We start from the raw sequence: 23602 nt of genomic DNA, 5'->3' as shown, positions 1-23602 counted from the left end.
CAGATTTTACTGGATGATGTAGAGAATGCCAACCTGTGGGAAGCAGAGGGACGGTTCTTCTGCTTCTTTTTTAACACAAAATAAAGCAGGGGAAGCAAAAGAACCGTCCCCTTGCTTCTTTTAATGAAAAAATAAGAGAAAGAGTCCGATAGGACCCTTTCTCCTTTTATCATTGATTTTTAATTTCGTCGATCATCAAACCAACCAATTAAATGCTGTAAACGCTCTAAGCGGTGTTTCGGTTTACCAGAGCGAGATAGCTCATGGCATTCATCCGGGAAGCGGACTAGCTTTGTTTCCACATCTAGACGTTTAAGGGCAATATACCATTGCTCCGCTTGCTCCATTGGACAGCGTAAGTCCTGTTCACTATGAAGGATGAGTGTTGGCGTTTTTACATTGCGAGCATAGGTAAGTGGTGATACTTTTAATAGCTTCTCGACATCATCCCAAAGATCCGCATGTCCATGCTGCCATTCAGCGAAGAAGAAACCGATATCACTCGTTCCGTAGAAGCTATGCCAGTTACAAATACTGCGCTGAGTAACGGCTGCTTTGAAACGGTCTGTACGAGTCACGATGACGTTAGTCATATACCCGCCGTAGCTTCCTCCAGTAACAAATAATTGGTCTTGGTCAATGTAGTTATAGCTAGCTAAAGCATAATCTACACCAGCCATAATATCCTCATAATCCATGCCACCGTAGTCACCGATAACAGCATTCACAAAATCATGTCCATACCCATGGCTTCCACGTGGATTCGTGTAAAGCACTACATAACCCTTAGCAGCCATTAATTGCATTTCGTGGTGTAAACCATTTCCATAAGCGGTAGCTGGACCACCATGAATTTGCAGGATCATTGGATACTTTTTACCTTCTTCAAATCCATAAGGCTTCATGATCCAGCCTTCAATTTCCTTGCCATCTGTGCTATTGTAATGGATATTTTCTGGAGTACTTAAATAAACCTCGTTATATAACTCTTTATTCCAATCCGTTAATTTCACAACGTTATTCACATTCGTTAAATCTTGAGTCACGACATCTCCTGTTGAATGAGGTGTTGCCAGAATAAGAATAGCTTGATCCTCACTTACGATATCAAAAGAAGTAACAGATGCGACTGAAGGAGATAGAGTAGTTGAAACTTCACCTGCTAGATTTACCTTAAACAGTTGGCAATCTCCACCAACCGTTGCGTTAAAGTAAATGTGAGAGCTCGAAGCGTCCCAAACGAGTTTTTGCTCAGCTGTGTCATATTTCGCATCGACACCAACAAGATTTCCAACCGTGTAATCAAAGCTTTCTGTTAAATTCGTTAGTTCACCTGTTTCAACAGAAAGTAGGAGAACATTCGCATTTCCTTGACTTCTTTCACCACGAGTATGACCTGCAACGGCTAACCATTTACCGTCTGGTGATACGGAAGGTGCCATAATATATCCATTTCCTTGATAAAAAAGGACCTCTTCCTTTGTAGCAATATCATATTTCCAAATCGCAGGGAGGTAACCCCACTCTTTATCTTCAGCCTTTGTTCCAATATAGAATAGGATTTTGCCATCAGAAGAATAACGCGGCTGTCCAAAATCATGTTCTCCGTCTGTAATCTTCGTATAAGACTTTGTCTTTACATCAAATAAGTACACATGCTTACGATCATCATTATAAATACCAACTCCGTCACCTTTATAACGAAGTCTAGTAATTACTTTGACATCACTTTTATCTTCCTTCTTTTCGTCTTCTTTATCAGAGGTAAGCTTTAACTCGCCGCTAATGGTAAGAGCAAGTTGACTACCATCTGGAGACCAAACAAAATCACCAATTCCTTGTTTTACGTCTGTTAATTGAACGGCTTCACCGCCATCAGTATGTAAAAGCCAAACTTGATTTTTCCCAGTGCGGTTCGAACGGAAGGCAATCATACTTCCATCTGGTGACCAATTTGGAGCAACATCTTTAACTAAGCTATCTTTTGAATAATGAGAGGTAAACTGTCTGCCTTCACCGTTTAAATCAGTTACGTAGATATAAGAATAGTAGCCATCTTTTTCTTTATCTACATGAGTTAAAACATAAGCAACCTTGTCTTTAGCAGGAGACACTACAGGATCACCTACAAACTTAAACTTAACTAGATCTTCAGCTGTAATAGGACGTTTCGTCATTTAAATTACCTCCATATTTGTAAACTATGAATCTATTTTATCATTTCGATTGGCGAAATAAAATAATATTTTCAAAATAAAAAGAAAATTTATATTGAATAAAATAGAATTTTTTCAGATAATGCGAAACCAATAATTGTGTTCATTTCGTTATCTTTATAGACAGCTTGAATAATGGAGGTACCTAGTTGAAGAAGGAACGGAATTATTACAAAAAGTAAGAAGTGGAGAGCAAGAGGCATTTGGTCTTCTGGTAAAAGATTTGCTTCCTATTGCTTATAAAAAGGCTTTTTTGATCCTTAGATCAAAGGAACACGCAGAAGATGCCCTTCAAAACGCTTTAGAGGGTGCTTATGTTAGCATCATGAAAAATAAAGAAATGCCCAATTTTAAGGCATGGTTATATGTCTAGTGTATTCAAGATCGATTGATATTTATCGCAAAAACAAACGACACATACATAACGATGTTGATCGTGAAAATGAAGTACATATGAAATTGATCAATCAATCTGCCCAGCAATTGGTTATTCAAAAAGAAAATAAACAGGAAATGTTAAATGAAATTTTAAAATTGAAAAGAAAACTGAGTCTACCACTATCTCTTCATTATTATGAGGACATGTCAGTGGCGGACATTTCTCTTATCATAGGTGAAAATCTCAATACTGTTAAAACAAGGATGAAACGTGGGAAGCAAATGCTTGCCGAAATCATGAATGAATCCACCACCTTTATACAGGAGGTTAAAACGTATGGAAATTAAAAAAGAAGATCCTATCGAGTCATTGGACCATTTACAACTTCCTAAATCTTTTGATCAATTTTTAAAAGAACTGCCCATTCGCTATCAAAATGGAGAGATGAATAAGGAACTAGATGAGCGAACGGAAGATGACTGGGATGTTTTTTATTCAAAAATAGAAGCAGGGGACTGTTTCCTGCTTCTAATCCTATTCGGTGATTCGAAGATAATAACCATCTGGGTCAACAAGGCGGAAATCCCTAAGTTTCCAGGGCTGTGTTTGTAAGTCAGCAGAAATCGGATAGCCAGAATCAATCACTTTCTGATATAAAGATGCTAACTCGTCTACGACTAGAACAATTTCAACACCTAGACCTTTCCTTTCATCTGATGACTTCGTTTTTAATGGGTGATCCTCCGAAAGTTTTTCCATTAGACATATCCCAATTTCAACTGATCCATTAAATACCTCTGCATACTCCCTGTTCATATATCCCTTTTTGAAGCCTAGTACATGTTCGTAAAAATAAAGGGAGTTTTCTAATTCATCAACAAATAATTCAAATCGGACTTTCATTTGTATCCCACCTTATATCTCATTAACTTTCTTATAGGGAAAGTATAGCAGGAATAATATTTGAATGAGTCCATTAATAGTTTGAGAGAGATTACAACTTTTGGCCGAGGATGTTCACGAATGAGAAGCTTGAATGAATTCTCTTCCATTAAAAAACTTTTGTTGTTATAGTCAATTTATTAATAAACATAATGAAAGTTGTGAGGACAATTTAACTAAAGAACTGTATTTTACGGTTTTTAAGTGTTCTTATGAAAGATTGGGGAATGGATATGTCGAATTTTCAGAAGTATCTAAAAAAATACGGCAAGCCGTTTAGTATTGCTGTTTTATTTCTTACGCTAGAGGCTATTTGTGATTTACTTCAACCTACGATCATGGCAAAAATCGTCGATGTAGGTGTCGTTAACCGGGATTTAGATTATGTATTAAAAATGGGGGCAGTGATGCTTGGGGTGACTATGTTGGGAGCAGTTGCCGCCTCAACGAGAAGTATCGTAGCCAGCATTACCTCGCAAAACTTTGGTTCCGAATTACGTTTTGATTTATTTCGGAAGATTCAACATCTTTCTTTTAAAAATATTAATCGCTATGATCGCGCGTCATTGATTACGAGATTAACGAATTATGTGGGGCAGGTCCAAATATTTGTGAATGGTCTCATGCGAATTTTTGTAAAAGCTCCGCTACTTGCCATAGGCGGGCTGATTATGGCGACAAGGTTAAATATTCAACTATCTGTTGTATTGGCTGTTGTAGTTCCAATGGTTGCTGTTTTGATTATTCTAAATATGAAAATGAGCTTACCGCTTTTTGCGAAAGTACAACAGGCAATAGATAAAGTAAATGGGATTATGAGAGAGTATTTATCTGGAGTGCGGGTGGTAAAAGCATTCAATCGTTTTGACTATGAGATTGAAAAATTTAGCGGATTTAATGAAGAATTACAGGATAAATCCGTTGCGGTTGCCAAAGTGATTGCGACCATTACGCCTTTCATCATGCTTGTCATGAATTTGGAAATCGTTGCAGTACTATGGTTTGGGGGTTACGGTGTTGATAAGGGGACCATTCAAGTAGGGCATGTTATTGCATTTACAAACTATATGACCCAAATTCTCTTTTCTCTAATGATGATATCGATGGTTTTTAATATGTTTGTCAGAGCAAAAACGTCTGCTAGCAGGATCGGAGAAGTATTGGCTGAGGAAGATGACATGACATGGAATCAGGAGACGATAACTTCTGCTAAAAAAGGTGGCAGAATTGATTTTGAGAATGTGTCTTTTTCCTATGAGGGGGGATCAGGTGAACCTGTTCTTAAAAACATTACATTTACCTGTATGCCAGGAGAAACTGTTGGTATTATTGGTTCGACTGGGTCGGGAAAGAGCAGTCTAGTTGGTCTCATTCCACGCTTTTACGATATTACAACTGGCAAAATTAAAATCAATGGGGAAGACATCAGTCAAATTAACCCTAAAGCTTTACGTCAAAAAATTGCTGTTGTGCCGCAAAAAGCGACCTTGTTTACAGGGACAGTGGAAGAAAATATCCGCTGGGGACGTGAGAATGCCTCCTTGGAAGAAATTGAATTAGCGGTCAAAATCGCGGATGCTTATGGATTTATTATGGAATCACCTGAAAAGTATGAAACACGGATTGGTCAAGGTGGGGTTAATGTCTCCGGTGGTCAGAAACAAAGAATGTCGATAGCAAGAGCTCTTATTAAAAAGCCCGAAATCTTAATATTGGATGATAGTACCAGTGCCGTAGATGTCACAACAGAAGCAAGAATCAAGGAATCTCTGAAAAAGTATGCCGATGGGTTAACGTGCCTTCTCATTGCCCAACGAATTTCTTCTGTCATGGATGCCGACCGGATTATTGTGTTAGATGATGGCGAGATCGTAGGAAATGGGAAACATGCAGATTTATTAAAAAGCTGCGTGACTTATCAAGAAATTTATCAGTCGCAGTTCGGTAAGGTGGTGCACTAAATGGCTGAAAAAACAAATCAAGAGCAAAAGGACAATAACATCCCTCCGATACCAGGTCGTCCAGTTGGAGGAGCTGCTGCTCGTTTTCGTGGTCAGGTTGTCAAACCAAAGGATTTTAAGGGAACGATTAAAAGGCTTTGGTCCTATTTTGGAAAAGAGAGAAAGCTTTTAACGATTGTTTTTACCTTCATTTTATTAGATTCGATAATTGTTTTGTCTACACCTTACTTAATTGGTAAAGCAGTTGATGCCATGTCACTTGGAAAAATAGTGGATTTTGGGTACCTTCATGTGATGGTTATTACCCTCTTCATTGCCTATATCACCAATGCACTGTTGAATTTTTCCCAAGGTCGGATGATGGCTGGAGTAGCTGGGCGGATTGTTAAGAGATTAAGAAGCCATCTATTTCAAAAACTCCAAAATCTTCCCGTATCATTCTTTGATTCGCGTACACATGGAGAGATGATGAGCCGATTGACGAATGATATTGATAACGTAAGTAATACAATTTCTCAGACAACCACTCAATTGATGTCCGGCTCCATCGTGATTATTGGTTCACTGGTGATGATGATTGCTTTAAGCCCAATCTTAACTATAGCAAGTCTTGTGACGGTGCCTTTGGTCTTTTTACTAACACGTTCAATCGCAAAAAGAACCAAAGTTTACTTTAGAAATCAGCAGAAAGAGCTAGGAATGTTAAATGGGCATATTGAAGAAACGATTTCAGGTTTAGAGGTCGTAAAGGCTTTTAATCATGAAGAAAAGGCGATTGCCGAATTTGAAGAAATCAATTCAAGACTGCGTAAAGTCGGAACAAAGGCACAAATTTGGTCAGGATTTCTCATGCCAATCATGAATGTGATCAATAACTTTGGTTTTACAATTTTGGCCGTTGTAGGTGGATATTTGGCTGTTGAAAATATGATTACGATTGGTGTCATTGCAAGCTTCATCACCTATTCACGTCAATTTGTCAGACCATTAAATGATCTAGCGAATATATTTAATATTTTACAATCAGGTATTGCTGGAGCAGAAAGAGTGTTTGAAATTCTTGATGGAGAGGAAGAACCTAAGGATTATCCCAATGCTATTCCTCTCGTTAACCCAAAAGGTCGTGTAGAATTTAAAAATGTAAGTTTTGGATATCGTCAAGATGTACCGATTTTAAAAAATGTAAGCTTTACATCAGAGGCAGGCAGTAGTACAGCCTTAATCGGACCAACCGGTGCAGGTAAGACAACGATTGTTAATCTACTAACTAGATTTTATGATGTGACAGAAGGGCAAATCTTCATTGACGGTCGTGATATAAGAGAATATACAAGAGAGTCTTTAAGGAACTGCTTTGGAATTGTTCTTCAGGACACGTATTTGTTTTCTGGGAACATTATGGAAAATATTAAATATGGCAGGCGGGATGCAACAAATGAGGAAGTAGTTGCAGCAGCCCGTATGGCGAATGCCGATTTATTTATCAATCGTTTGCCAAAAGGATATGAGACAGAACTATCTGAAAATGGTGGAAATCTAAGTCATGGTCAAAGACAATTATTGGCGATTGCAAGGGTCATACTTAGTCAACCATCTTTGCTAATCCTTGACGAAGCAACAAGTAGTATTGATACTCGAACAGAGTTACATATCCAGGATGCACTAGCGAAAGTGATGAAAGGGAGAACAAGCTTTATCATTGCTCACAGATTGAACACTATTCGCGATGCGGATACGATAATGGTGATTCAAAATGGGGGAATTGCTGAAAAGGGTAGCCATGATGAACTGATGGCTAGTGAAGGAATTTATTATCAGATGATTTCTAATCAATATAAAGCTTTGAGGGAAGTTGGGAATTATTAAGGTTCTTAACTCAAGTGAAGTGCTTGTTCCTAGTGCTGGGGACAAGCTGTTTTTTTGGATTGCGTTGTAAGGTAATGTTGATTTTTAGCAACTGTTGATTAGAGCGGAATTCACTATACTCTTGCGGAAAATTGAGGGAAGTGGGAGACACCGCACGAGATTATGCTCTTGGTATGACTAGAGCTAAGATAAAAAGGAATGCTACTAGTAGAAAAATAGTAAAGAAGGGATGATGAAAGTTTAATGCACCTATGATTTATGAACTTCGTCGACCGAAACAGATTGACCCTAATAAAACCTATCCTGCACTTTTTGTGATGCATGGAATTGGAAATAACGAACACAACATGTTGTCATTAGTAAATGGGTTTGAAGAACAGTTTTTTATTTTTAGTATTAGAGACCATCTGGAACATCCTCCTGGTTATGCTTACTTTATGATCGAAGGCTTTGGGAAACTTGAGTTAAACGAATATCTTCTCTATAATAAGGATATAAGAGAATAGATCAGGTGCGTCAACACCTGATCATTACAACAAACATGCCGCAGCTAGCGGCTAACCAAATTTTTTTAGATAGAAATAGTCACCTGGTGCTGGTCGTGCAGGGTGGCTATTTCTTTTTTGCGATTGCGACGACAATGGCTACTATGGTTGCAATAAAGCTTCTAGTAGAACTTGCAAAAGGAAACTTCTCATCTCGTGGTCTTGCATTTGGAACATGGATGATTAAACCAGATGTATCAGCTCCTGGTGTTAATATTACAAGTACAATTCCGACTCATAATCCAGCTAATCCGCATGGATATGGTTCGAAGCAAGGAACAAGTATGGCTTCCCTCACGTAGCGGGTACAGCTGCTTTATTATTACAAGCACATCCAGCTTGGAATGTGGATGATGTGAAAGCGGCGTTAATGAATAGATTACCTAGTGTTACAACTGTAGGAGTAGATCAATTAAGCAGTGACAAAATCGACCTTTATGGATACTTCCCTAGCGGTGCTGAGACGGTAGAGGTATTTGTTTATAGTGCAACTTCTGCAGGTGCTCCTATTGCTTATATAGGCGATATTGCTCTTTTAGAAAATGTAGCTTCTGGCTATAACGTGTTCTATACATGGGATGGAAAAATTAACGGTGTGAAGTTAGCACCTGGTTATTACAATGTGTATGTTTATGCTACTCAAAAAGGTGTGTCTTCTTTAGCGGGAGGCAACTTCCAACTTAAATAATTACTTTACGAGGCCGCGGTTCTATAGTAGAGCTGCGGTCCTTTTATGTATAAAAGCACTGATTCTACGCCTTTCGTATTATTTTAAAATAAAAACCTTATCCTATCAGTAATTAGTAAAAAATTCAAAATTTTTCATAAATAAAGTTAGAATAAAATGAAGTTGGGAAAATAAATTTATAGTCATACACCAATTAGAAGCGTGTACATAGGAGAAAACCGAGCGATTGGGGGACAAAAAAGCGGAGTAGAAAGAAAGATTAGTAGAGAGAATGGGGGAAGAAAGATGAAAAAATTTATGTCGTTATTAATGGGGGCTTCGCTAATAATGGGCGGTGTTCCAGCTGTTGCGAAAACAGCAGATCCATCAAATGTTCATATGACGGTTGTGTTTAAAGATAACAAAATTCCAAGTGACGTGACGAATATGTTGGGAAAAAGCGGGGCAAAAGTGCTGAAAAATTTCCCCAACATCGGGGCTATCGAAATTTCCGGAAGTGCTGATCTCATTTCAACTTTACAAAAAAATACCGCGGTTCAGGCTGTCTCCCCAACAATGATCCAACACCTGCCTAAGGTGAAAACCGTTGCATTTAATCCACAGGATGCTCAAACGTTATTAAAACAACAAACTAGCAATGGGGATGCTTCTAATCTGTCTAAAGCGGAAGATAATGAACCCGAAATCATCGGGGAAGATCCGTTTCCTCCTGATTATCCACTATTGCATCATTTTTATCAGTGGGATATCAAACGAGTAACCAACAATGGGGAGAGCTATAAGGTGGAAAAAGGAAACCACGATGTCGTGGTGGGGATCATTGACACCGGTGTTGATAAAGACCATCCGGATTTAGCCGGTAACTTATTAGGTGGTCGTAACTATGTTCCAGCAGGCGGGGAAGATGGTATGGACAATACAGAAACAGGGGATCCAACTGATTTTGAAGATCGGAATGGTCATGGAAGCCATGTTGCCGGAACGATTGCTGGTAATGGACAAATTTTAGGTGTGGCTCCTGAAGTAGGATTCAAAGCCTACCGTGTTTTTGGAGCTGAAAGTGGAGCATCTACAGCAACCGTTGCCGATGCGATTGTTGGAGCAACGGATGATGGAGTAGATGTCATCTCAATGAGTCTTAGCGGTTACAGTGTCCTAGGGCAAACAATGTGGACGGATCCTTCCACAGGCAAAACGTATAAATTAGGAAATGAAGTTGCGGATTTCCTTCTATATAAAAGAGCAGTGAAATATGCAACAGACCACGGAGTAACAGTGGTGGCAGCTGCTGGAAATGATAATATCAATATTACGAATAAAGCAGCCGTAACGGACTTTTTAAATCAAGAGTACGGTTCCCAAGGCTATAAATTTATCGGAGCAGCAATGCAAGGACCAGGTTCCATGCCGGGAGTGATTACGGTTTCTGCGACAGGTCCAGATGATCAGCGTGCTTCCTACTCCAATTATGGCGCAGGCTTTGTCGATATTTCAGCTCCTGGGGGAGATGCAGAGCGCTACCCTAATTGGAGTTGGTATGAGGACTTGGCATTAGGCGCTTATATGGAAGACAGCTATATTTTTATGGCAGGTACCTCAATGGCGACACCTAAAGTGTCCGCAGTAGCAGCTTTAATTATTGCCCAAGAAGGAAATATTGGTCCTGAAAAGGTGGCGCAAAAAGTCAAAGAAACGGCTGATGAAGTAGGGCAGGTAGGTAAAGATGTGTATTACGGTGCAGGCATGGTGCAAGCGCCGCATCAATCAATGGAATTACCTGCAAATGTAGAATGGCAGAAGCATTTTGGCGGGCTAAGTAAAGATGGAGCAATGAAGGTATTACAAACCAAAGATGGCGGTTATTTAACACTAGGTGATACCTATTCCTATACAAAAGAAGAAAATTCGGACCTTTACCTTGTAAAAACATATCCAGATGGAAGAATTCAGTGGAGACAGTCGATGTATAAGACTGGAGAAGACTATCCTGTAGATATGAAGGAAACTAAGGACGGAGGATACCTGCTATTAAGTTTTAACTATGTCCTTGGAAGTCATGGACGCGAATTTTTTATGTATCTAACGAAGATAAATGAAAATGGTCAGGTCGAATGGGAAAAGAAAATGGACGGAAACAACAAAGGTTTCTCTTCTCTTTTCATCCAAGAAGATGGATATGTGATTTCAGGAGCAAGTCAAGGGGATGCCATGTTAATGAAATTAGATTTAACAGGAAAGGTAGTATGGGAAAAAACATATGGCAGCGACGCTGATGATAATACAAACATTGTCAAACCAACTCCTGATGGCGGCTACATTGTAGGCGGCTATACATTCTCCGGGCCAGCAACACATAAAAAGGACTTCTACCTGTTTAAAGTGAGTGGTGCCGGTGAACTGGAGTGGGAAAAAATGTACGGAAAAGGCGATTTTATCTATGAATCGATCTCCGATATTGAACCAACTCCGGATGGCGGTTTTATCGTCATAGGCGCAGAATCCACTGAGGTTTGGGGAGGATTTATCCGTAATGAAGTTCCTTCTATCTATTATGCAAAAATGAGCCCAACAGGGGATATTATTTGGTCAAAAACAATCGGTGAAGCAGATAGCTATGAAGAAGCGACTTCTCTTTTAGCAACCAAAGATGGCAACTATATGCTTGCTGGTTCCTATGAAAGAGGAGAGTTAAATAAAGATGTATATCTACTAAAATTCAATGAAAACGGAGACACCATCAGCGAGCAATTTATTGGCGGTGACCTAAGCGACTTCGCTACCGACATCCAAGAAACAAGAGACGGCGGATATATCATCACAGGAAACACCAAATCCTACGTCAACGGCTTCAAAGAAGCATACGGAATGTCCGGTGACAGAGATGTCTACTTGGTGAAACTGAAGTAGTTGAAGCAGTGGGACGGGGTTCGTGCATCAATGATGCAGAGGTGAAGCAGAGGGACGGTTCTCGTGCTTCATCAGTATGGTGCGAATGAAGCAAAAGAACCGTCCCCATGCTTCCACCCATGCTTCCATACTTCCCCATGCTTCAAGCAAGAGAACGCCCCTATGCACCCAACCATGCACCACACACAAATAAACGATACGGAGGAAAGGTATGAGGAGACGAAATCAAAAGTGGTTTTCCATTTGGTTAACCATCCTAATGCTATTTTCAATAGCGACGCCAGCGGCTACGGCCAAACAATCTAGCAATCTCAACACTGCGAAACTTGCAAGTGCAAAAGAAAGATTACAGCAGCACCTAGCTGAAGTTCAAAATAAAAAAATTGCCAAAGGCATCAATACAAAATCGAACGAAACGATTAAGGTTATCGTCGAGTTCAACGAACAACCGATAGCTGTTCAAGAGCAAAAATCTAAAAAGTTTAAACAAGCTTTCCAAGCGGCGCAACACAAAGAAAAACTTAACAATGAACGTGCCAGCCTAAAAGCACAACTAAACAAAAAAGCAGTTAACGTCAAATTTGGCAGATCCTTTGAAAAAGTATTCAACGGCACAGTACTCGAGATAAAAGCCAGTGATGTGCCAAAGCTGGCAGAAGATCCAAACGTTAAAAAAATCTATGAAAATAGTAAACAAATGGCACTTCCAGTGGAACCAACAACGAAAAACCTTCCATATATGGCAGACAGCGCACCATTCATTGGTGCTGACCAGCTATGGAATCTAGGTTTCGAAGGCCAAGGGAAAATAATTGGGGTTATTGATACAGGAATCGATTACAACCACCCAGACTTAAAAGATGCCTACAAGGGTGGTTACGACTTCGTTGATAATGATGCCGATCCATTTGAAGGAAACGACGGTAAACAACATATCGATTCCGTGCACGGGACACATGTATCAGGTATTATCGCTGGACGTGGTACGTATGAAGCCGGTGGAACTCGCGGTATCGCGCCAAAGTCAGATCTATATGTGTATCGTGTATTAGGACCACAAGGCGGCTGGGATGAGTGGGTTATCGCCGGGATTGAGAAAGCCGTAGAGGATGGCATGGATGTTATCAATCTATCTCTTGGGAATGGCGTTAACGATCCAGATCAACCAACAAGCAGAGCCGTTAACAATGCGATGCTAGCGGGGGTTGTAGCGGTGGTGGCTAATGGTAACGATGGCGATTACGGCTATTCAACCGTAGGTTCACCTGGAACAGCTGCATTAGCCATTTCCGTTGGAGCAAGCTTCCCTCCTATCAAGCAAACCGTTTATTCAGGAAAAGCTTCCGCCACAGCTGACTTAGGAAAAGAATACACTTTACAGTGGATGATGAAATGGGACCCAACTCCAGAAGCGATCGAACCATTAAAGACGGAAAAAGAAATGGTCTACATGGGCTTCGGTCTTCCTGCTGATTTTGAAGGAGTAGACCTTACTGGGAAAATTGCCCTCGTTAAACGCGGGGAATCGATCCTAAGTGAACTGAATAAGCGGGCGTACGATGCGGGTGCTGCAGGAGTTGTTGTTTTTAACGCTGATGGAATAAATGAACATATCAATCATCCTTTCCCGCAAGAAGGCCCGCTTCCAATGTTGGATATGCGCGGGGATGAAGGCCGTGAATTAATTGAAAAAATGAAGGGGCAAGAACAAAATACTTTTACCATAATAGGAGAAAGCATTGATAGCTATCCAGGAGATGAACTAGCAGGATTCAGTTCAAAGGGTCCGATTATTGGCAGTTGGGATATTAAGCCTGACTTAGTGGCACCGGGTGTCAACATTCGTTCCACGATTCCATCTACGGACGGTACTTATGAAAAAGCGTATGAACGACTTTCTGGAACAAGTATGGCTGCACCGCATATTGCAGGATTAGCGGCATTATTGCTGGAAGCACACCCAGAAATGGATACTTTTGATGTCAAAACAGCGCTGATGAACACCTCTAAAACGATTGCCCCACTTTCAGGTGAGGAAAAATACAATGTTCAGCAAATTGGGGCAGGCCGTGTGCAGGCAGAAGCAGCCTTGAACACACCTGTACTTGCACAAGTTCAAGAAATAGCCAGCTATACGAAGGATCCTCTTGGTAATACTGCTGAAGTAGAGGTTCAACATCGGACAGGAGCCATAAATTTCGGTACGTTAATGACGGAAGAAACCGGAAATAAAACCATCACACTGAATGGGTTAACCGGTTCTGATATAACGTACAAAGTATCATATGAAATGAACTACACTCATATGTTAGGCGGCAGTGAAGATGTACCTACGATTGCGAGTACTGATGAGTATTCAGCGATATTAACCCCTGATTTACAGGAAGTGACAGTACCGGCAAATGGAACAGCAGATTTAAATGTTTCGATATATATACCGACAGACGCACGAAACGGTATTTACGAAGGTTATGTTTATTTAACTCCTGTGTCTGAACAGGCAAAACCGATTCAGTTGCCGTTTATTGTTTATAATAATGCCAATTTGATCAATCCGATTTCTTATATGAATGCTGAGCCAAAGTATCTTTCCTTGAATGGTGACGGCATTAATGAATCCACGACCATTGAATATAAATATTTAATGGATATGGAAAGTGCGTATATGTACGTTTGGAATGTCTTTACAGAAGAAGAAGTATACGGTGATATCACGGAGTTAACCGGTGACCATTTGAAAAAAGGAATCCATAACGTGAATTGGGATGGTTCTTTTACCGATTGGAACACGGGGGAGCAAAGAAAAGTTCCGGGTGGCGTGTATTTTATCGTTTTAGAAGCCCAGGACAAGTTTGGAAACTGGCATTACAATGATATGTATTTTGTTGTCGCCAATGAAAAAACAGAAATAAAAGTAGATAACGCAGTTACCAGTGCGACTGGAGAAAACTCAGTAGTGATCCGCGAAAATAAGCTTCATGGGATGATCACATCTGATGCGGTTTTCATTTATCGCGACTATAACTTTTATATCGGATTCCCTTGGTATTGGAGCCTAATTTCGATGGAATATGAGCTATATGATACAAGCAATAAACTCCTTTCTAAGGGAGATATTGATACGATTAAAAAAGAAGATACACCACAACGACATGTGGAATTCAATCTGCCGGAAAACATTTTTCCAAACGGTGAAAGCCGATTAGTCATCCGTGTGAAGGATAAAGCGGGCAATACGAATGAAGAAAGCTATCAGGTCCAATATCTTCAAAATACAGCTGTTGAACTGATCGGCGGCAATGATGTGGAAGTAGGGAAATCGTACGAAATAACACTCCAGGCGAACCAAGTGAAGGATATGGTTGGGGCAGAATACGTTGTTTCCTACCCATCGCAAGCACTATCACTTTCAAAAGTTGTACCGGTGGCGGGATTCCCAGCTGTTACGACTACATTTGAAAAAGTAAAGACCTTTAAGGATGAAGCTGGAACGGAGTTTACGACTGTAAAAGTGGTGACGGACTTACGGAAAAATCCGAAGGAACATAAGAAACCGAAAAAAGATGAAATTCCTGTAACCGGGAATATTCAAACAGGTAAGGTGATTTTTACAGCAATTGACAAAATTGAAAACATCGGACACTACCAAATCAAAGCAGCTTCGTCTTCTTATACGAATAAGAATTTAGAAATAAAAGCATTAATGGGCAGTGAAAAAGCAGTGGAGGTCTATACACAAGCTGGAAGTATTTCTGGATTCATCAAACCAGAGGCCCTTCTAGATGAAAATGGTCAGCTTCGAAGAGACATTAACTACGGGGATAAAGAGGGTACGCATTTAGAAGTGTTCTATACAAACAAAGGTGGTTACAGCCAACCTGAACTTGCAAGAGTTGGGATGTTAGATGGCTACAGAACCGACATCGGATGGGGCCTGGAACGTGATGGAAGCCTTAATATTTATGGATTAAATCCAATGGAAAAATACGATATTGTCATCGCATTCCCGTCCCACTTTACAGGAATCATCACAGGGATTCAACCTGTAGAAAATGTGAATGGAAAGTTAAGACCAGCGAATGTAAAAGTTGATTATGGAAAGCTAATAGCAGGCGATGTAGAAAACTATAACCCGTATGATCAAAAAATTTCAGTTATCGATGTTGTCAAAGTGGCGAGACATCAAGGAAAAAAAGCGGTAAACGGTATCTATGAAAGCTTTGCTTTAAGTAAATATGACGTCGATAAAGATGGAAAAATCGATGAAAAAGATTTATCCTTCCCTGTTAAAAATTTTGGTTTGGAAAATACGGCACAGGATGGGATAGAAACGGCACCTCTACCAGACTATCCACCAAATGAGTTTGCACCGATCATCAAGTTCAATACAGAAAAAACATCGGTGAAAAAGGGAGATATTATCCCAGTAACCGTGGATTTAGCTAATACAGAACAAATCTATGCCCTTCAATATGGCTTTACGTATGATCCTTCCGTTTTACAACTAGTGGGAGCAGATGGAACAGTAGCATCAGGCGGACAATTGGGAGAAATCTTTGCAGGTAACACTATCGTTCTTGCCAATAAAAACGGAAGCAACCGTATTGAATTTGCAGCGACACATAAAGGAGATGCTGCGGCAGAACTAAAAGATACCGGAACGGCGATAACTTACTATTTCAAAGTCCTAAATGACTCTGTAAGCAGCACATCATTAACATGGGATCGCTCAGTCACATCCATCTTCAGAGAATCCTATGGAGACGTCATGGAAGAATGGCAAAAAGCAACCGGGAATTTAGAATTAGTGATTGAATAAGGGAAGAAAAGTAAGTGCAGCACAGTACAGCATAGGCAGTGCTGCATGGGTACGGTTCTCATGCTTCATAAATGAAGCAGAAGAACCGCCCAAGGTCACTGGGGAATATTTCTAATAATAGGGAATAACATATCCAGACTTTGAAAAATTAATTATAAATTCAAAAATCCCCCATTTTGGTAAAATGGAGTTGTCGAAAATCACAACCAAAAATGGGGGATTTTTTGTGCTTAAAAACAAAAAAGATATGCAATTAAGCATCTTTCGGTATTATACGATAATCCAAATAATCATATTCTTAAGGTCATTAAAGATAATATAGATTTTAGTTTTATCAATGACCTTCTTATGGACTCCTACTCTAAGTATTACGGAAGGCCTGCAAAAGAACCGGAGCTTATGGTTAAACTTTTGGACCTATAATATTTTTATGATTTATCAGACGTTCGAGTGATCGAAGATGCATCTTTAAATCTTGCAAGGGATTCTCAAAAAATCGGGAATAAGTATTGATACTACTCATTCAGAAGCTAATACTTTTAAGGCAACATCTAAAAGAGTTATGAGGCACTTAGCAAACAAAATCTTTAATATTATTAATGAAGAAAACGGTGAAGTCCCTGAAACGATTAATCAGGAAATTCCTGAATATTAAGTGATTGAAGATCATAAAGAAGCAAAAGCAGTTATGAAAGCTTTCCTAGAAGAAACGATGACTAGATTGATGAACAATTAGAATTAGACATATATCCAAAAAACAAAGGAAATTTTGGAGAATGCAAAAGAAATCATAAATGACCCTAAATTTATCGAACAAAAAGGAGTACGTTCAATAGTAGATCTAAAAGCGAGAGTAGGACACTGTTGATAATAAGCGTAAATACATTTGAATTTTATGGTTACAGCTAGGAGCAAAAGACCGATGAATTTAAAGAAAAATATAGGGAACGCGCTTGCCAAGAATGGAAAAATGGCGAGATGAAGAATTTCCACGGATTAGGTCGTGACAGGGGGTACGGTCTAAAAAGCATGTCTACCCAATCCAAACTAAACGCATTAGCAGTAAATTTAAAGAGGATAGCAAGAATAAAACCTCTAAAAAGCCTAATCATCTTGGTATTTTTACTATAATTTTAGAATTTCCGAGAAAAAGAGATGAGGTTCGTAAATTTATAAGATTAAACCCTCAAAAGAGTGGATTTTTCAGTGGTCTCGGACAGTTCTCACGTTTCATTTTTTAAACAAAATAAGCGTAAGAGCCCCTTACCTTGAGTGGTTATAGTTCGGATATATTACAAAAATTGCAAAATTTATTTTGGGAGAGTTTGGCAAATTGGGTATAGAGATAGAATTAGTAAGCTTGAAGTTTGAGAAGAAGATAGGTTTCAAATAATATAATAGCCCAATTTGGTTAGGGAATCCTTGTACTTACATTACAGGATTAGCCAAGGTGTAGTCCTGGAAACTCCGGATGAATCCGGCGTATCAACAATTAAATAAACATTTTCGATTTCTCTAAGGATTTAACCATCCCCATATTCTCAATAGATGAAACGCGAGAACCGTCCCAACGTTCCCTCAAGATGCATTAGCGAAAGTGATGAAAGGGAGAACAAGTTTTATCATTGCACACAGACTTAATACCATACGAGATGCGAACACGATTATGGTCATCCAAGGCGGAGAAATTGCTGAAAAAGGAAACCATGATGAACTTATGTCCGAAGAAGGAATTTATTATCAGATGATTACGAATCAGTATATGGCTTTGGGGAAGTTGGGAATTTATAAAATTTTAGCAATCTACTCAGTAGTAGTTTAGGGCGTTTTATTTAAGTATTGACGAAGTATATTGAAGAAAAAAGCATTTCCTAACGGAGGGAATGCTTTTTTCTTTGAATGTTCTATCCTTGATTGTCTATATTGTTTTATTCTAAAAATACTATCTTTGTTCCAATTGGCCTTTAATAACATTCAATTGTGAGGTTAGAAAAGGTGAGACATTACCTACTCTAGATACAGCTTCTAATAGAGCAAAGGTATGACCGCCCCACGGACCTTTTGGATCTGATACTTGTCTGCCTATTCGTAAGCCTGCTGCTTCTATATAACTGTTCAGATGTTGCATTCCTTCATGAAGTATATCTGTCGGGAGTGGTTTGTTTCTGCGGCGTGACCATTCCACTAAGAAGGACATACCTCGGAGTATATCATATTCAAAAAACCTTGGAAAACAAGGCTTTAGCCACTCCATATCAATGATGTGTCCAGTTTGTTTGGAACATACTAGACGATGTTCAATCAAATAACGTGCGCCTTCATCTAAGAAAGCGGCTTCTTCCTCAGTGAAATCACGGTCAGTATACAATAGAATTGCTTCAAGCGGAGGAAGTGTTGAAACGATTGAGCTCTTAAAAGAATGAATATATGCTTCAGGTTCGCAATTCAAGCCGCCATCGGCAAGCTGATGCTTTAAAAACCAATCACGAATCCAAGGTAGTTCCTTGTCTAAATCACAGCCATAGGCTTTCAATATCATATAGTACACGGCAAGTTCACAATGGCAGCAATCCATCTTCATTCTGTCGGCTTCTGTCTTTGGTTCGTCTTCCGGGGATATAATGAAGACCGGCCAAGCTTGAAATTCAAGCCAATATTTAGCTCTGGCAATAGCTACTTCAGGAATTTGTTTCACTTCTCCCATTTCGTAAAGAACCGCCATATGCCACCAGTACCCATCCCATTTTCTACGATTAGTCTCACTACGATTTATGTCAATATCCGAATTTAATTCAAGGAATCGTATAGATTCTTCCATTGCCTGACAAATAATTTGATTCGTTTTCATTTCATTCTCCCTAATATATGTCCTGGATTTGTATTTCCAATGTCTGTTTTGTAGTAAGCGTATATGATGTGCTCCACTATAAGTATACTAGGCAATAGGTGGGATGAGTAGAAGACATTAAAATAAATGAACGAGCTTTTATAGGATACAATTGAATGAATTAGGGCAATAAAATGTCTAAAGTGAATTTTAAAAGAACCTTTCAGATTTATGGGGAAAGCATTATAACACATCGCGTGAAAAAGTATTATTATAATGAGGAGCTTATCGTGAAGGAAGTAGAGAAGAGTGATGGATGATCTTTTAAAAGGGGATGAAAAATATGAATGCGGTAACTTTAGTTGAAGAAACAAGAGCAGGTGTTATTGAAAATGTTCATACCGGAATGATTTGCGGGGTAAATGAAAAAGTAGAGCCAATTTACTATGCAGGGGATTATACTCATTTAACGTATTATCGGTCTGCGGCCAAGCCAATTCAGGCGCTGCCTGTATTTTTATCAGATTGTATAACAAAGTATGGATTGACGAGTGAAGAGGCTGCTTTGTTTACAGCTTCTCAGCGAGGAGAGCGTTATCATATAACTGCCCTTGAATCCATGTTACAGAAATTACCTGTCAGTGAAGAAGAATTATTTTGTCCAAATGCCCATCCTTTAAACGTTGAGCCGAAGGAAGAAATGCTTCGAAAGAATATCGAGAAGAGAAGGTTGTATCATAACTGTGCGGGAAAACATATGGGGTTTGTAACTGCCTGTCGTGAATTTGGATACCCAGTCGAAGGATATTGGGAAGTGGATCATCCACTTCAACAACAAATCTTGAAGTTTCTCTCGGAACTAGCGGAAATACCCATTTCTGAGATTCAGATTGGTATGGACGGTTGTGGTGTACCGGTTTATGCAATTCCTCTAAAAAATATGGCACTGACTTATTTAAAATTTGCCTGTCCAGACTTAATTAAGGATCCATTTATCCAAAAAGCCGTGACGAAAATGACAAGGATCATGAATGAAAATCCACGTATCGTTGCTTCGGAGAACTTTATTTGTACGGTACTGCTTCAGGATCAAAATATTGTGGCAAAAGGTGGAGCACAAGGAGTGTATTGCTTCGGTTTAAAAGAAGAGAGGATTGCCTTTGCCTTAAAAGTTTTAACTGGATCAGAGGATGTCTGGCCTGTCATTGTTGCTAGTATTCTTGAACAAATTGGCTATAAAAACAAAAAAACGATTGCTAGTTTACGAGCTTTAAAACCATCCATTATAAAGAATGATGCAGGGGTTGAAGTAGGGAATATTAACGAAAAATTTTTGTTAATTAAAGCGCTAAATGCTTCAGAGGAAAAAGAGGAGATTTAATATAACAAATGCTTCCATGGTCTTAACAAATGACGGTTTATTCTAAAGGACTTAAGATGTAAGGTGGATGTATATGATTAAAGAAGTTTGTGTGGAGAATTTTACGCTAGTTCCCGATGTGATTTCAAAAGGGGCTGACCGAATTGAACTATGTGACAATCTTTCTGTTGGAGGCACAACGGTAAGTCATGGTATAGCTGTAAAAACCATTAACTATTGCCACAGTAAACATATTAAGGTCATGTCCATAATAAGACCTAGAGGTGGAAATTTTATTTATAGTAATGAAGAAGTTGAGATGATGAAGCAAGATATTGATCATCTGAAAAACTTAGGCACTGATGGAGTAGTGCTAGGCTGTTTAAACGATGCTGATTGGATAGATAAGGAAGCCATGGATACTCTATTAGAGTCTGCAAAGGGGTTAGAGGTCACCTTTCACATGGCGTTCGACCAAATAAAACCTGAAAATCAGTTTCATGCGATTGATGTGCTAGTGGAACTGGGTGTACATCGAATCTTAACTCATGGTGGCCCGTTGAATACCCCGATTGAATATAATCTGCAAAGATTGAAGGAATATATTGACTATGCAGCTGGCAGAATCATTATCCTCCCTGGTGGTGGAATTACTAATAGGAACCTAAATTTCATCACTAGCAAGATAAAAATAAGAGAGGCCCATGGGACAAAAATAGTAGGATAAGACAGACTCACTGATGTCCATCTTCACAAAAGGCATTTGTCCACGAACAGTGCCAGTAGAACCATCCATGTGGTCTTCGGTATGGTGAACCGTACCACAATTTTAAAACAGAGAGTGGAATTCTGAAACTTTATCAAGACAAGCTTTATTTAAAATGCTAAAAAACAAACGGGAATAGGTATTAAATATTCCTGTTTGTTTTTTTTACAGATTAATAACCCTTGTTAAAGAATCTACATACATTAGCAGTAAACCCGATTGTTTACATGAAAGGAGAAGATTGCTTTGAATGGATCGTTACTTAATTCCCTTAGAAAAGGTGGATATATATTCTATGCAAGGCATGGGGAAGCGACCGTTGGAAGCGATTTACCCTATTTAAACTTTCAAGACTGTTTAACCCAAAGAAATCTTTCTGAAAAGGGACTTAGGCAGGCCGTTTACTATGGAGAAATTCTTCGATACATACAAATACCGATTAAATACCCTGTTTCCGCAAGTCCATTTTGCAGGACAATAGAAACAGCGCAATTAGCATTTGGAAGTGGTAATGTCCAAGTTAACCCTTTTTTGTTTGAGATTAATAGGTTAGGTGGAAATTTACCTAGTAGGGATAGACAAAGAATTTTAAATAACTTTAAGTCTGTTTTGGAAACAGTTCCAGAAGTGGGAAGAAATAAGGTTATTATTGCTCACAGTTTTCCAGAAGGGATAGGCCTAGGTAAAATACCTAATATGGGGACAGTTATTATAAAGCCTAAAGGGGAAGGAAATGGTTATGAAGTTGTTGGTCAATTATCTTTAGAAAATTGGAGTAAATTAGATAATTAGAAGAAGGTTCTATACCAGAAAGCATTGATGAACCGTGTTAAAAACTTTTAAAAGTCCTTTATATATTGCCTGTGTAGATAATCAAGATATGAAAGTAATGTAGATGCCAAAAAAGTCAGTTACCCTGACTTTTTTGGACAACTTATAGTTATCTTTTGTTTAACTCTAAAGCTGATCTTAGAATAGTAGATAATTAGAAGAAGTTTTGTATGTTCGAATTTTTATTCCTTACCAGAAAAAGGGGATAAAAATTAATGAAGCAATTAAGCCTAATGCGATGCCCGCTACAAAGCCAGAGCCAGAGTGAAAACCCCGAGAATAACCATATCCATCATATCCGTATCCACCATTTCTATCTGAACTTCCTAATGTTTGAAGGTATACTTTATTAGAGGATACTCTCTCAATAACGCCTCGATAAAACCTTCCATCAGTTGTGCGTATTTCAACAGCTCTTCCAATTCCATTACAACAAATATCATAATATTTCGATGACAAAGTAATTCGCCTCCCTTATAACAATCATGTGGTTGTACTAAATTATGTTATGTCCACAATTAATTATTGGAATAGTCAAGAGCACAGACTAGAAGGAAAAAGAAGCTTTTATCCGTAAGAAAGGTATCATTCATCAAGTTTTAAACATAAAATGAAGCATTCAAAAAGCCAGAGGAGAGACGTTGTGAAAATTACTTATCAAGATGCTTTAGCCTATTACGGAATAGATGGGGCACATCCAGGTGGAATGTCACTAACAAAAGCCATTTTGGAAAATGAGAAAATGGACAATAAAAAGATTATTCTTGATGCAGGTTGTGGTACTGGGGAAACTTCATTGTATTTGGCAAGGACGTTTCACTGTAAGGTTTACTCATTGGATAACCATGAAGAAATGGTGACTAAAGTGACGCAAAAATTTTTAAATGCTAGAATTTCTGCACAAGTATTGAAGGGTAGCATTGAGAACATTCCATTTCCAGACCATTTCTTCGACTACATCATCGCAGAATCATCAACTGTTTTTGCTAATATACCTAAAGTGCTGAGTGAGTATTTTCGAGTGTTGAAGCATGGTGGGGTTTTGTTGACAATTGATATGACAGCAGAACAAAAATTATCTAGGAAAGAAAAAGAAGAGTTGCTGAATTTTTATGAATTACAGGATATTTTAACAGAGAAAGAATGGCTCATGGATATTCAGAAGGCTGGATTTAATAAATGTCAAATTGTAAAATCAGCCTCTATTTTCGGGACTTTAGAACAGTATGATTTTGAAGACAATGAAATGATCGAAAGAAATATGAAATTAATAAATGTAAATCCAGAGGTAGATGAAGTGATGGAATCTCATCAAAGGCTATTAATTCAATATGGAGAGAAATTGGGTTATCGTGTATTTAGAGCAGAAAAGATTTGAGTTTTGTGCTGATTAGACTTTGTTGTCAATCCAGTATAGAAAATGGACTAGAAAACCAATTAGTTTTACAAGGAGTGTAATAAATGACCCGCTATTTCAAGTACGTGTCTATTCGTG

The 23602-nt window shown here is 38.8% G+C and carries 15 protein-coding genes and 3 pseudogenes; 14 read left to right on the top strand and 4 right to left on the bottom strand.

Going from position 1 to position 23602, the window contains the following annotated elements; translation table 11 throughout:
- Nucleotides 1–179 precede the first annotated feature (179 nt).
- Entirely contained in the window at nucleotides 180–2177 is a 1998-nt protein-coding gene (locus ACFSO7_RS12720; RefSeq protein ID WP_377877703.1) for a S9 family peptidase, read from the bottom strand.
- Between the two features lie 262 nt (nucleotides 2178–2439).
- Between ACFSO7_RS12720 and ACFSO7_RS12715 the strand changes: the two genes are divergently transcribed.
- Together ACFSO7_RS12715 and ACFSO7_RS12710 are read left to right on the top strand one after the other, a co-directional pair.
- The gene (locus ACFSO7_RS12715; RefSeq protein WP_377877702.1) at nucleotides 2440–2589 is read left to right on the top strand and encodes a sigma factor; all 150 of its coding nucleotides are present in this window, start codon (nucleotides 2440–2442) and stop codon (nucleotides 2587–2589) included.
- Complete coding sequence (locus ACFSO7_RS12710; protein WP_377877701.1) at nucleotides 2589–2942, top strand: RNA polymerase sigma factor; 354 nt, start codon at nucleotides 2589–2591, stop codon at nucleotides 2940–2942. Before ACFSO7_RS12715 ends, ACFSO7_RS12710 begins: the two co-directional genes overlap by 1 nt.
- A 187-nt stretch (nucleotides 2943–3129) precedes the next feature.
- On the opposite strand, the gene ACFSO7_RS12705 is transcribed toward ACFSO7_RS12710, so the two are convergent.
- The gene (locus ACFSO7_RS12705; RefSeq protein ID WP_377877700.1) at nucleotides 3130–3498 is read right to left on the bottom strand and encodes a VOC family protein; all 369 of its coding nucleotides are present in this window, start codon (nucleotides 3496–3498) and stop codon (nucleotides 3130–3132) included.
- 272 nt (nucleotides 3499–3770) lie between these two features.
- Here ACFSO7_RS12705 and ACFSO7_RS12700 point away from each other — a divergent pair, with 272 nt between their 5' ends.
- The 8 genes and pseudogenes from ACFSO7_RS12700 to ACFSO7_RS12665 all read left to right on the top strand — a co-directional run.
- A complete protein-coding gene (locus tag ACFSO7_RS12700; RefSeq protein WP_377877699.1) occupies nucleotides 3771–5498 on the top strand; it encodes an ABC transporter ATP-binding protein in 1728 nt (575 codons plus the stop codon).
- Nucleotides 5499–7364, top strand: coding sequence for an ABC transporter ATP-binding protein (locus ACFSO7_RS12695; protein ID WP_377877698.1), 1866 nt, complete (start codon nucleotides 5499–5501; stop codon nucleotides 7362–7364).
- 251 nt (nucleotides 7365–7615) lie between these two features.
- On the top strand, nucleotides 7616–7870 hold the full coding sequence (locus tag ACFSO7_RS12690; RefSeq protein WP_377877697.1) for an alpha/beta hydrolase: 255 nt from the start codon (nucleotides 7616–7618) through the stop codon (nucleotides 7868–7870).
- 182 nt (nucleotides 7871–8052) lie between these two features.
- Nucleotides 8053–8597, top strand: a pseudogene (locus ACFSO7_RS12685) (S8 family serine peptidase); the annotation flags it as partial.
- Nucleotides 8598–8882: 285 nt separating this feature from the next.
- The gene (locus ACFSO7_RS12680) at nucleotides 8883–11504 is read left to right on the top strand and encodes a S8 family peptidase (protein ID WP_377877696.1); all 2622 of its coding nucleotides are present in this window, start codon (nucleotides 8883–8885) and stop codon (nucleotides 11502–11504) included.
- Nucleotides 11505–11715: 211 nt separating this feature from the next.
- Complete coding sequence (locus tag ACFSO7_RS12675) at nucleotides 11716–16323, top strand: S8 family serine peptidase (RefSeq protein ID WP_377877695.1); 4608 nt, start codon at nucleotides 11716–11718, stop codon at nucleotides 16321–16323.
- A 252-nt stretch (nucleotides 16324–16575) separates the two neighbouring features.
- Nucleotides 16576–17427 (top strand): annotated as a pseudogene (locus ACFSO7_RS12670) (transposase); the annotation flags it as partial.
- Between the two features lie 475 nt (nucleotides 17428–17902).
- A pseudogene (locus ACFSO7_RS12665) lies at nucleotides 17903–18145 on the top strand (hypothetical protein); the annotation flags it as partial.
- A gap of 120 nt (nucleotides 18146–18265) precedes the next feature.
- Here the strand turns inward: ACFSO7_RS12665 and ACFSO7_RS12660 are convergent.
- Nucleotides 18266–19171: a hypothetical protein gene (locus ACFSO7_RS12660; RefSeq protein ID WP_377877694.1), complete on the bottom strand. Its 906-nt coding sequence runs from the start codon at nucleotides 19169–19171 to the stop codon at nucleotides 18266–18268.
- A gap of 322 nt (nucleotides 19172–19493) precedes the next feature.
- Between ACFSO7_RS12660 and ACFSO7_RS12655 the strand changes: the two genes are divergently transcribed.
- From ACFSO7_RS12655 to ACFSO7_RS12645, 3 genes are all read left to right on the top strand, one after another.
- Nucleotides 19494–20531, top strand: a complete 1038-nt coding sequence (locus ACFSO7_RS12655) for an asparaginase (RefSeq protein ID WP_377877693.1) — start codon at nucleotides 19494–19496, stop codon at nucleotides 20529–20531.
- A gap of 73 nt (nucleotides 20532–20604) precedes the next feature.
- Nucleotides 20605–21237 (top strand): copper homeostasis protein CutC, encoded by a 633-nt coding sequence (locus ACFSO7_RS12650; RefSeq protein WP_377877692.1) that lies wholly within the window; start codon nucleotides 20605–20607, stop codon nucleotides 21235–21237.
- Between the two features lie 285 nt (nucleotides 21238–21522).
- Nucleotides 21523–22068 carry a histidine phosphatase family protein gene (locus ACFSO7_RS12645; protein ID WP_377877691.1) on the top strand — a complete coding sequence of 182 codons (546 nt, stop codon included), beginning with the start codon at nucleotides 21523–21525 and terminating at the stop codon, nucleotides 22066–22068.
- 228 nt (nucleotides 22069–22296) lie between these two features.
- Here ACFSO7_RS12645 and ACFSO7_RS12640 read toward each other — a convergent pair whose 3' ends face one another.
- On the bottom strand, nucleotides 22297–22566 hold the full coding sequence (locus ACFSO7_RS12640) for a hypothetical protein (RefSeq protein ID WP_377877690.1): 270 nt from the start codon (nucleotides 22564–22566) through the stop codon (nucleotides 22297–22299).
- Nucleotides 22567–22750: 184 nt separating this feature from the next.
- Here ACFSO7_RS12640 and ACFSO7_RS12635 point away from each other — a divergent pair, with 184 nt between their 5' ends.
- Nucleotides 22751–23485 (top strand): methyltransferase domain-containing protein, encoded by a 735-nt coding sequence (locus tag ACFSO7_RS12635; protein WP_377877689.1) that lies wholly within the window; start codon nucleotides 22751–22753, stop codon nucleotides 23483–23485.
- The last annotated feature ends 117 nt before the right edge of the window (nucleotides 23486–23602 follow it).

Origin of the sequence: Bacillus sp. CGMCC 1.16607, assembly GCF_042683745.1 — a bacterium.
GTDB lineage: Bacteria > Bacillota > Bacilli > Bacillales > Cytobacillaceae > Pseudoneobacillus.
The sequence above is the reverse complement of the archived record's forward strand: the minus strand, read 5'-3'. Positions and strand labels throughout refer to the sequence as shown.